The sequence below is a fragment of the Streptococcus suis genome (assembly GCF_019794555.1).
GTDB classification, from domain to species: Bacteria; Bacillota; Bacilli; order Lactobacillales; family Streptococcaceae; genus Streptococcus; species Streptococcus suis_AB.
Genome location: NZ_JAIMEP010000015.1, coordinates 40,454 through 50,975 on the forward strand (window position 1 = coordinate 40,454; position 10,522 = coordinate 50,975).

General features: G+C 40.4%; 9 protein-coding genes. All 9 read left to right on the forward strand.

The features are described from left to right. Positions 1-147: 147 nt before the first annotated feature. The 9 genes from cls to K6V48_RS07410 all read left to right on the forward strand — a co-directional run bounded on the left by cls (position 148) and on the right by K6V48_RS07410 (position 10,366). Positions 148-1,695 (forward strand): cardiolipin synthase, encoded by a 1,548-nt coding sequence (gene cls / locus K6V48_RS07370; protein WP_222368807.1) that lies wholly within the window; start codon positions 148-150, stop codon positions 1,693-1,695. Between the two features lie 452 nt (positions 1,696-2,147). Then, positions 2,148-4,361, forward strand: a complete 2,214-nt coding sequence (gene recJ / locus K6V48_RS07375; RefSeq protein ID WP_222368809.1) for a single-stranded-DNA-specific exonuclease RecJ — start codon at positions 2,148-2,150, stop codon at positions 4,359-4,361. Then, a complete protein-coding gene (locus tag K6V48_RS07380; protein WP_261311075.1) occupies positions 4,346-5,467 on the forward strand; it encodes a DUF3114 domain-containing protein in 1,122 nt (373 codons plus the stop codon). Before recJ ends, K6V48_RS07380 begins: the two co-directional genes overlap by 16 nt. Before the next feature lie 184 nt (positions 5,468-5,651). After that, entirely contained in the window at positions 5,652-6,164 is a 513-nt protein-coding gene (locus tag K6V48_RS07385; RefSeq protein WP_024392061.1) for an adenine phosphoribosyltransferase, read from the forward strand. A 134-nt stretch (positions 6,165-6,298) separates the two neighbouring features. After that, the gene (gene metA, locus K6V48_RS07390) at positions 6,299-7,240 is read left to right on the forward strand and encodes a homoserine O-acetyltransferase MetA (RefSeq protein ID WP_222368814.1); all 942 of its coding nucleotides are present in this window, start codon (positions 6,299-6,301) and stop codon (positions 7,238-7,240) included. Between the two features lie 9 nt (positions 7,241-7,249). Then, positions 7,250-7,924: a DnaD domain-containing protein gene (locus tag K6V48_RS07395; protein ID WP_105126643.1), complete on the forward strand. Its 675-nt coding sequence runs from the start codon at positions 7,250-7,252 to the stop codon at positions 7,922-7,924. A 1-nt stretch (position 7,925) separates the two neighbouring features. Beyond that, the gene (locus K6V48_RS07400) at positions 7,926-8,609 is read left to right on the forward strand and encodes a tRNA (adenine(22)-N(1))-methyltransferase (protein ID WP_105126642.1); all 684 of its coding nucleotides are present in this window, start codon (positions 7,926-7,928) and stop codon (positions 8,607-8,609) included. Further along, positions 8,599-9,393, forward strand: a complete 795-nt coding sequence (locus tag K6V48_RS07405) for a Nif3-like dinuclear metal center hexameric protein (protein ID WP_105126641.1) — start codon at positions 8,599-8,601, stop codon at positions 9,391-9,393. Before K6V48_RS07400 ends, K6V48_RS07405 begins: the two co-directional genes overlap by 11 nt. 148 nt (positions 9,394-9,541) lie before the next feature. After that, positions 9,542-10,366 (forward strand): ZIP family metal transporter, encoded by an 825-nt coding sequence (locus tag K6V48_RS07410; RefSeq protein ID WP_105126640.1) that lies wholly within the window; start codon positions 9,542-9,544, stop codon positions 10,364-10,366. Positions 10,367-10,522: the final 156 nt, after the last annotated feature.

Here is a 10,522-nt window from a genome sequence, read left to right on the forward strand (position 1 = left end):
TAAAGTATCTGTTTTTTATTTCCAAAACCTAGATACAATAGGTTGGTGTAAATAAAAAAACATAAATTGTGTAGGAAGAATGCATCGTTTTAGTGGGATATTTGACTAAAATTTGATATAATAGTTGAAATTTGCAAGGGGGATGACATGGAAAAGATTTGGAAGATTATTTATAGTCGAACATTTATTGTTCTTAGTTTGATTGCCTTAACAATTTTTGTTATTTTGTGGACAGTTGGTTCAGCGGCAACTTATTTTCCAGCGTTTTTGACGGTTATGCAACTTTTTTCTCTAGTTGTAGCAGTTTCGATTATTAATCGGCCGATGAATGCTAGTTTTAAGTTAACCTGGATTGTCTTTGTTGTTGGAATCCCAGTATTTGGAGCTCTGTTTTACTTTATTTTACAGTCAAATTTTGAAACTAGACGGTATCGCAAGACTTTTCAACGTCAAGCTGAAATATTGAGATTGTATGGGAAGACTTCTGAAAAAGTAATGAGAGGTTTGGCTAAGGAAGACCGCGAACAACTTAAGTTAGCTCATTATATGAGTGAATATGTGGGTTACCCTTTACACACCAACACAGACGCAGTCTATTTTCCATCTGGAGAAGCGAAATTTGAGGCGTTATTAGAAGAATTAAAAAAAGCTGAGAAATATATTTTTATGGAATACTTCATTGTCGATTTTGGCTATATGTGGGATTCTATTTTAGATATCTTAAAAGAAAAAGCTGCTCAGGGTGTAGAGGTTCGGTTTATGTATGATGGAATGAACTCGCTAAGCACTCTACCTTATAATTATTATAAATCCCTACGTCAATTTGGTATCAAGACAAAGGTCTTCTCTCAAATAATCCCTGCTCTGTCAACTATTCAGAATAATCGTGATCACAGAAAGATTGCAGTAATCGATGGAAAAGTTGCTTTTACAGGTGGTGTCAATATTGCTGATGAATACATCAATAAAAAGGAACGATTTGGCTACTGGAAAGATGCAGCGATTATGATACGAGGTGAGGCCGTCTCAAACTTTACCTTGATGTTTTTGCAAATGTGGAATCATGATGAGAAAAAGTCAAATGATGATTTGAAATACTTGAAGGAAGCGCATGATGCTGAGACAGAGACTACAGATACAGAAGGCTATTTCTTAGCTTACGGTGAAAGTCCATATGATGGGGATGAGGTTGCGAAACGGGTTTACTTGGATATGATCCAGTCTGCAACTGACTACATCTATATTATGACTCCTTATTTGGTTCTAGATGATGAAATGATTGATAATCTCACCTATGCAGCGAAACGTGGGGTCAATGTTCGTATCCTTCTTCCTCATATTTACGATAAGCAGACGGCTTATCTGGCAGCACGAACAGATTTTAGAACCTATTTAGAATCCGGTATTGAAATCTATGAATTTACTCCTGGGTTTGTTCATTCGAAAGTGGTTTTAGTTGACGATAAAAAGGCGACAGTTGGTACAGTAAACATGGATTTTCGATCTTTTTATCTCAATTTTGAATGCGGGCTTTATGTATATAACCATCGCCAAGTTTTAGAAGATATTCACAAAGATTTCATGCATTCTTTTGAACAATCTGAACGGATTACTTTCCTTGGTTTTGAAAATAATTACCCGTGGTATAAGCGTTTGGCAGGAGCGTTGTTAAATATCTTGTCACCTTTACTATAATAATTGTTTCAAAGAAAGAAGCAGGGCGACTCAAATCAATCGTTGAGTTCCTCTGCTCCTTTTTTTCTTGGGAAATGGTATAATAGTAAGATAGTTTATACTCGAAAAAATCAATGTTTACCAGTGTGGACATTGTTGCAATTATTAGATATAGTCGAATGAATTAGCTTTCAGACAAGGAACTGAGACGCAGGCTGTACTAGAGTACGGCAAGGCGAAAGTGACGATGTATCAAAGCTAATTCAAATGACTATATTCTTCGAAAATCAAAATTGTCCCTTTTCAAGAGCTTTTAGCCTGTTACCTTGAAATGTGATTGTGATAGAGTTCTATCTTCGGCTTTATGATGCGAACTCAGTTTTTTATTTTTCTAGTTTTCAACTTTCCCCAAGATTGTTAAAGCTAGGTTACTTTGATTTTCATTGAGTATGAGTATTAAAGGAGTTAATAACGTGATCAAACCCAATTATGACTGGCAATTATTGACCGGTTTTTCTGATGAACACTTTATCAAATTAGCTAAAAAAGAAGGGCTGGATCCAGTAGCGGCCAAATTGTTGTATGAGCGGGGTATTCATTCGCAAGAAGAACTGCATTCCTTTATCCAACCAAGTTTAGAAGATCTCCATGACCCATACCTGCTTCACGATATGGACAAGGCGGTAGAGCGGATTCGCCGAGCAATCGAAGATTACGAACAGATTTTGATTTATGGAGATTATGATGCTGATGGTATGACCTCAGCATCGATTCTGAAAGAAACTCTGGAGGAAATGGGGGCAGAAGTCCAAGTTTATCTTCCCAATCGTTTCACAGATGGCTATGGGCCGAATCAGTCAGTTTACAAGTATTTTATCGAGCAGCAGGGGATTTCTCTTATTGTGACGGTGGACAATGGCGTAGCGGGTCATGAAGCGATTGCCTATGCCCAGGAGATGGGTGTCGATGTAGTCGTGACTGACCACCATTCCATGCAGGAAACCCTTCCCAATGCCTACGCGATTGTACATCCAGAGCATCCAGAGGGAAATTATCCTTTCAAACATTTGGCGGGCTGCGGCGTGGCTTTTAAATTGGCCTGTGCTCTTCTTGAAACTATTCATGCAGACTTGCTGGATTTGGTCGCAATTGGCACCATCGCTGATATGGTTAGCTTGACCGATGAGAATCGTGTCATGGTCAAATATGGTCTCTCGCTTCTCAAACAGACCGAACGTGCAGGCCTCCAAGAATTGATGAAAATAGCTGGCATTGATATGGATAACCTTGATGAAGAAACAGTTGGATTCCAACTTGCTCCGAGGTTGAATGCCCTTGGTCGACTCGATGATCCAAATCCAGCCATCGAATTACTGACTGGTTTTGATGACGAAGAGGCTCATCAAATTGCCCTCATGATTGACAGTAAAAATGTAGAACGCAAAGACGTCGTCCAAGCAATTTACGATGAAGCAAAAACCATGTTGCGCCGAGATAGACCTGTTCAAGTTCTGGCTAAAGAAGGTTGGAACCCAGGTGTTTTAGGGATTGTGGCAGGACGCCTACTAGAAGAATTGCACCAGCCTGTTATTGTTTTGTCGATTGAAGATGGTAAGGCAAAGGGTTCGGCTCGTTCGGTTGAAGCGGTTGATATTTTCAAGGCCCTTAAAGATCATCAGGACCTATTTATCGCCTTTGGTGGCCATGCTGGTGCAGCAGGGATGACCTTGGAAGTTGACAAACTTGAAGAGCTTGCTCAAACCTTGGCTGACTACATTATCAAAAATAAGTTGGATCTATCTAGCAAGTCTTCGCTGGTTTTGGATGAAGAATTGGATTTAGAGGAATTAACCTTAGATACCCTAAAATCTTTCGAGAAGCTTGCGCCTTATGGCATGGACAATAAAAAGCCCGTCTTCTATCTCAAGGATTTTCAGGTGGAATCAGCAAGAACCATGGGGCAAAATAATGCTCACCTGAAAGTACGGATTACAAAAGGGGCTGCTGGATTTGATGTGGTTGCGTTTGGTAAAGGCAATCAAGCCTTGGAATTTTCACAGGCTAAGGAATTAGAACTAGCTGTTACCTTGTCTGTCAATCAATGGAATGGCAATACTAGTCTTCAGCTCATGTTGGTTGATGCTCGGGTCAATGGTGTTCAACTTTATAATATTCGTGGTAAGCAACATCCCATTCCTGCAGGAGTCCCAATTTTGGACATTAATCATCCTGTGACTAGTGAATCTGCTATTGTCCTTGCGACTTTGCCAGAAGATATCAGTAGTCTGCGTAGCTATTTTCAGGAAAGAGAATTTGAAGCCATTTATTTTAAAAATGAAATTGCCAAACCATACTATTTAGATGGGTATGGTAACCGAGAACAATTCGCTAAATTGTATAAGACCATTTACCAATTTGATGAGTTTGATGTTCGCTACAAACTGAAAGATTTGGCTGGTTACTTAAAAATTAAGGACAGTCTCTTGGTCAAAATGATTCAGATTTTCCAAGAATTAGAATTCGTTACCATTACGGATGGGGTCATGCGGGTCAACAAAGAGGCACAGAAACGGGAAATTTCAGAAAGTCAGATTTATCAAGACTTAAAACAAACCGTGATGCAGCAAGAGTTGATGGCGCTTGGTACTGTTCAGGAAATCTATGAGTGGCTATGTGGACAGAATTAATCACTATTTGGATACTGTTGATCATCAGTCTGATAGGGATACTGACTTTTGTTGCATGGAATAATAGGCGAAATCGCTTGTTACATCGTATAAAGCAATTGGAGCAAGTCCACGCTGGATTGATGGAATTGAGCGGAAGAGGGTGGTCGGAAAAGGCTTTGGCAACTGCTTTTTTAAAGCCCATCCTTCAGTTACCCCAAGCAGAAATTCCTGAATATGTTCAACAGTTCGTAACAGAATCGGCTCTCTTTGCTTCCAAAAGCTACTATAGTTTGCTGAGGGCTGAAAGTCGCACGTTTGACCGAGAGAGGGCAGTAAAGATTATTGCCCAGAGTGTGAGGATGTTAGACTTTCCTGAGGAATTACACCAGAGCCATTTGTCAGATTTGGTGGAAAAAATGGATTGTGATTGCCCTCCCCACCATCCCTTTTGGCGATACTTTGCTAGAATGGTTGACCGAGCTTTTCCAGGTCAACAGCTTTCGCGAACTGAGTTATTAAACAAGCAAGTTCATCAATTGCGCTATTTAATTTCCTATCAGCAGGCTTGTTGGGTTCGAAAGCATTTTGGACAGGGACATACGGATTGGCAGGCTATGGTGGCTTATTTGAATCATTTACCTCGCTGGTCGTATCGTCTAAATGAGTCTGCACGTTTGCATAATAAACGGGGCTTTGGCAACCATAAGGTGGAACCATTACCAGTCAACATAAAGGTACTCATTGGTTTTCACAGTGAGTTTATCCTCAGTCAGCAGGGGCAGTTCGCCTTGATTTTGGATAAGACATCTCATCGAAATGGCATAGTAAATGGGGCATCATTTAACTACGCCAATGCTAATAATAAGCGTCATACTCAGCTCGATATTGCACCAGTTGGTCCTCACGATCCACAGTTTCGGAAGAAAGTCCTACGCGCAAAGACAGCCAGCTATCTATCTCCCACCCGTTTTCGACATTATCAGCGAGGAAAGACACCTGCCGGCTGGGAAACATCTTATTTTAATCCAGATGGCGATTTTTCTTTTGCTGGAAATAGCAGAGCGAGATTGGTGTCTCAGTTGAGTAGACAACTAAGGGCAGATATTCATAAGCTGGATTCCTAGTCTGTACTATTAACCGGATTAAAAGCCATTGACACTGAAAACAGTTTCTTAGAAAAACGAGTCTAGCTCAAAGAAAGATTCGCAATGAGTAAAGCAAGGGTCTTAGTCAGGGCAGAAAATATACCAAATGACAATTTCATGGTATAATGAAGAGTAAAAATTATTTTTTTAAAGAGAGAAAGAAATGAACTTAAAAGATTACATCGCAACCATTCCTGATTATCCAAAAGAGGGGATTGAATTTCGTGATATTAGCCCATTGATGGCGGATGGAAATGCTTACAGCTATGCTGTACGTGAAATCGTTCAATACGCAACTGATAAACAGATTGATATGATTGTTGGTCCAGAGGCGCGTGGCTTTATCGTTGGTTGTCCAGTTGCCTTTGAATTGGGAATTGGTTTTGCACCGGTTCGTAAACCAGGTAAATTACCACGCGAAGTTATCTCAGCGGATTATGAAAAAGAGTATGGTGTAGATACATTGACCATGCATGCTGACGCCATCAAACCAGGTCAGCGCGTGTTGATCGTAGATGATTTGTTGGCTACTGGTGGTACTGTTAAAGCGACGATTGAAATGATTGAAAGACTTGGTGGGATTGTTGCTGGTTGTGCCTTCTTGATTGAACTTGATGATCTTAAAGGTCGTGAAGCCATCGGAAATTACGACTACAAGGTCTTGATGCACTATTAAGTCATAAACGTAGATTGATTGAATATTTTTAAGACCTTATAGTTAAAACTTATAACTAAGCCTAGTTTTATTCTAATTGAAATGCTGTTCTTCCTGTTCTATAATAGAGATAAGATCGTTCAGGAGGTTTGAGTATGCCAATTAAAATCGAAAAATCATTACCGGCAGTAGATATTTTAAGGAAAGAGAATATTTTTGTAATGGATAGCGACCGTGCTAGCCATCAGGATATCCGTCCCATAAAGATATTGATTCTAAATCTCATGCCTCAGAAAATTGTGACGGAGACTCAGTTGCTCCGTCTTTTGGCTAATACGCCATTGCAATTGGAAGTTGAATTCCTCTACATGGCAAGTCATGAGTCGAAAAATACACATTCAGACCATTTAGAACAATTTTACAAAACGTTTGATCAGGTCAAAGATTCCTATTTTGATGGCTTGATTGTAACTGGAGCACCAGTAGAAAATATGCCATTCGAAGCGGTTGATTATTGGTCTGAACTTGTATCTGTATTAGAATGGTCGAAAAATCATGTTTTTTCAACCTTGCATATCTGTTGGGGAGCGCAGGCTGGACTCTATGCTCGATACGGAGTACAAAAACATAGTATGAATCGCAAGCTTTCAGGGGTTTATAGACAGGATGTTGTCAACAATACAAATCCATTGATGCGTGGATTTGACGATGATTTTCAATCGCCGCATTCGCGATACACAGAGGTGAAAGCTGCTGATATTTCTCATTTGAATGACCTTGAAATTCTTTCATGTGGTGAGGAAGTCGGCTTATCGATTTTGGCAAGTAAGAACTTGCGTGAAGTCTATAGTTTTGGTCATCTGGAATATGATCGCGATACCCTTGCAAAAGAATACCAGCGAGACTGTTTAGCTGGAAAAAATCCACATATCCCTGAGAATTATTTCAGAAATGATGACCCATCAACCAGACCTGCCCTTTCATGGAATTTGCCTGCTGCTCAATTTTTTACTAACTGGATAAACTACGCGGTCTATCAAGAAACACCGTATGACTGGAAACTATTTGAAGATTCTGCCCTTTCAGCGAGTCTATAAAGAGGATATATGAATTATTCACAGCAATTTCGACAAGGGAATGTAGTCATTCCTGCAGCTCTTTTATTACACTACAAAGAATTATTTTCATCAGCAGATGATTTTCTCATCTGGCAGTTTTTCTTTTATCAAAATACCTCACATTTGGAATCTTTAGCCCCTAGTGAAGTTGCTCAGGCCACAGGAAAAACAGTGGCACAAGTCAATCAAGCAATTGAAAACCTGCAAGAAGCTGGGCTATTAGAATTTAAAACGATCAGTATCGCAGGAGAAATCGAAATGATTTTTGATGCACTACCTGCACTCGAGAAACTAGATGTGCTATTAGAACCAAAACAAGCTGTTGAAATAGTTCGGACTGAAAATGATTTGAAAACCTTGGTTGGAGATTTTGAAAGGGAGTTGGGTCGATTCCTATCCCCATTTGAAATTGAAGATTTACAAAAGACGGTTGAAGATGATAAAACTTCTGTTGACTTGGTTCGAGCTGCTTTGAAAGAAGCTGTTTTTAACAACAAAACCAATTGGAAATATATCCAGGCTATTTTGCGAAACTGGCGACGTGAAGGAATAACCACAGTGGCACAGGTTGAAGCTAAAAATATAGAAAGAGACATCCAGAATCCTAAGAATGTAACTGTCTCCAGTGATTTTCTTGATGCAATGAACCTCTGGAAAGAGTAATATGGAAACAAAATTGTCAAAAAGACTGGAAACAGTCGCAGATTTTGTGCCACAAGGGGCACGATTAGTTGATGTAGGGAGTGACCATGCTTATCTCCCTCTTTTTTTGGTAGAGCAGAAGCGCATTGATTTTGCCATTGCTGGCGAGGTCGTTCAAGGTCCCTACCAGTCAGCGCTCCAGAATGTCGAGCTGGCAGGTCAATCTGATGTGATTCAGGTACGACTGGCTAATGGACTTGCTGCCGTAGAAGAACAAGACCAGATTTCAGCGGTGACAATAGCTGGTATGGGAGGGCGTTTAATTGCCGATATTTTAGAAGCTGGAAAAGAAAAGTTGGGTTCGGTTGAACGGCTCATTTTACAACCGAACAATCGAGAAGATGATGTTCGGAATTGGTTGGTTCAGAATCAATTTAAGCTCATCGCTGAGGAGATTGTAGAAGAGAACGATAAGATTTATGAGATTCTGGTAGCAGAAAAAGGTTCAATGGACTTGACAGCTACTCAATTGCGCTTTGGTCCTTTCTTATCAACCAAACATTCCCCTGCTTTTCAGAAAAAGTGGCTTAAGGAGTTGGATAAGCTGAGTTTAGCTTTTGAACAAGTACCTTTTGAACGCCAAGGTGATCGCTCCGCTATTTCCCAAAAAATGGATCAAATAAAGGAGGTTCTTCATGTTAGCTAAGCACGTCATTGAGCGTTACCAATCCTTTTGTCCGCCATCTTTGGCCATGGAGGGTGACGTAACTGGTTTGCAGATTGGAACATTGAACAAGGAAATCCAGCGAGTAATGGTCACCTTGGATATCCGTGAGACGACTGTGGCAGAGGCTATCGATAAACAGATAGACCTGATTATCGTCAAGCATGCTCCAATTTTTCGACCAATAAAGGATTTAGTGGCTGACAATCCACAGACCAAGATGTATCTGGACTTGATTAAACATGATATTGCGGTCTATGTTAGCCACACTGATATTGATGTAGTGAATGGTGGGCTTAACGATTGGTTTTGCGAGTTGTTAGGTATCCATGATACAACCTATTTACTGGAGACATCAGAGGGTCAAGGGATTGGTCGTGTTGGAACAATAGCAGAGCAGACACTAGAAGAATTGGCCTTGAAAGTAAAATCTGTCTTTGGTCTTGATGCTGTACGTCTAGTGACTTATGGCCATCAGGCACAACAATATGTCAGTCGAGTTGCAATCTGTGGTGGGAGCGGAGGCTCTTATTATCAGACAGCTCTTGATAAGGGTGCTGAGGTCTACATCACCGGTGATATCTACTACCACACAGGTCAAGACATGTTAACAAAAGGGTTGCTGGCTATTGATCCAGGGCATCATATCGAAGCCTTATTTATCAAGCGAGTTGCTGATTTATTGGAAACTTGGAAAAAGGAAGAAGGTTGGGAAGTGGATATCTTTGCATCGACAGTGTCGACCAATCCATTCAGACATTTGTAATCAGTGTCCTGACATTGGCTCATATCCAAAATAGACAGCCAAGCTACGTTTTTACGTGGCTTTTTTTGAAAAAAGCTTGTGTTTTTTTGAAAATTAGGGTATCCTAATTATTGTAATATGTTAGGTTAATTTAGAATGGAATTTAATTATGAATTGGTTTACACACCAGCCTGTGGTTCTACAGGCTCTCTTGGCAGGTTTATTTACTTGGTTTTGCACCATTGTCGGCTCTGCTGTTGTCTTTTTCTTTAGAACGGTCAGTCGGCGCTTGTTGGATACCATGCTAGGCTTTGCAGCAGGTGTTATGATTGCTGCCTCATTTTGGTCTTTGCTTGCTCCCTCAATTAGTTATGCCGAGCAGTCTTATGGCAATCTCGCATGGATTCCTGCAGCAGTTGGATTTGCAGCAGGTGGAATCTTTTTACGTTTGATTGACGCAGGTGTTCCACATTTGCATTTAGGTAATGACAAAGAGGAAGCTGAGGGTGGAGATGAGCGTGAGCGGAAAAAATTATCAAAGACTGCCCTCTTATTTTTGGCCATTACCATTCACAATATCCCAGAAGGCTTAGCAGTTGGTGTCACTTTTGGTGCCCTCGCAGCTAATAATAGCTCAGCAGCATTTATTGGAGCTTTGGGATTGGCTCTTGGTATTGGTATACAAAATATTCCGGAGGGAGCAGCTTTGGCTATTCCGATTCGTACAGACGGTGCATCTCGTTGGAAGGCCTTTTATTGGGGTTCAATGTCTGCTATTGTTGAACCAATCGCAGCTGTACTTGGCGCCTTTGCAGTTACCTTTATGACCCCTATTTTACCTTACGCCCTTTCCTTTGCAGCCGGTGCAATGATCTTCGTTGTCGTAGAGGAGCTTATTCCAGAATCGCAGACAAATGGCAATACGGATATTGCTACTCTAGGACTCATGGCTGGATTTATTATCATGATGATTTTAGATGTTGCGTTGGGGTGAATAAAATATATTTGAGAAGAGTCTGGCTATCAGGCTTTGTTAGTGTAAAATAATTCTCGGAAAAACGTTTACAGGTTTTCAAAACAAAAAAAGTCCTATATCCTAGGAAATGCGTAAATAACCTAGAAGGATATAGAACCTATGACTATTGTAACA

Coding starts and splice junctions, on each gene's coding strand:
- K6V48_RS07405 (WP_105126641.1), top strand. CDS start 8,599: ATGTTAGCTAAGCACGTCATTGAGCGTTACCAATCCTTTTGTCCGCCA.
- metA (WP_222368814.1), top strand. CDS start 6,299: ATGCCAATTAAAATCGAAAAATCATTACCGGCAGTAGATATTTTAAGG.
- K6V48_RS07410 (WP_105126640.1), top strand. CDS start 9,542: ATGAATTGGTTTACACACCAGCCTGTGGTTCTACAGGCTCTCTTGGCA.
- cls (WP_222368807.1), top strand. CDS start 148: ATGGAAAAGATTTGGAAGATTATTTATAGTCGAACATTTATTGTTCTT.
- K6V48_RS07385 (WP_024392061.1), top strand. CDS start 5,652: ATGAACTTAAAAGATTACATCGCAACCATTCCTGATTATCCAAAAGAG.
- K6V48_RS07400 (WP_105126642.1), top strand. CDS start 7,926: ATGGAAACAAAATTGTCAAAAAGACTGGAAACAGTCGCAGATTTTGTG.
- K6V48_RS07380 (WP_261311075.1), top strand. CDS start 4,346: ATGTGGACAGAATTAATCACTATTTGGATACTGTTGATCATCAGTCTG.
- K6V48_RS07395 (WP_105126643.1), top strand. CDS start 7,250: ATGAATTATTCACAGCAATTTCGACAAGGGAATGTAGTCATTCCTGCA.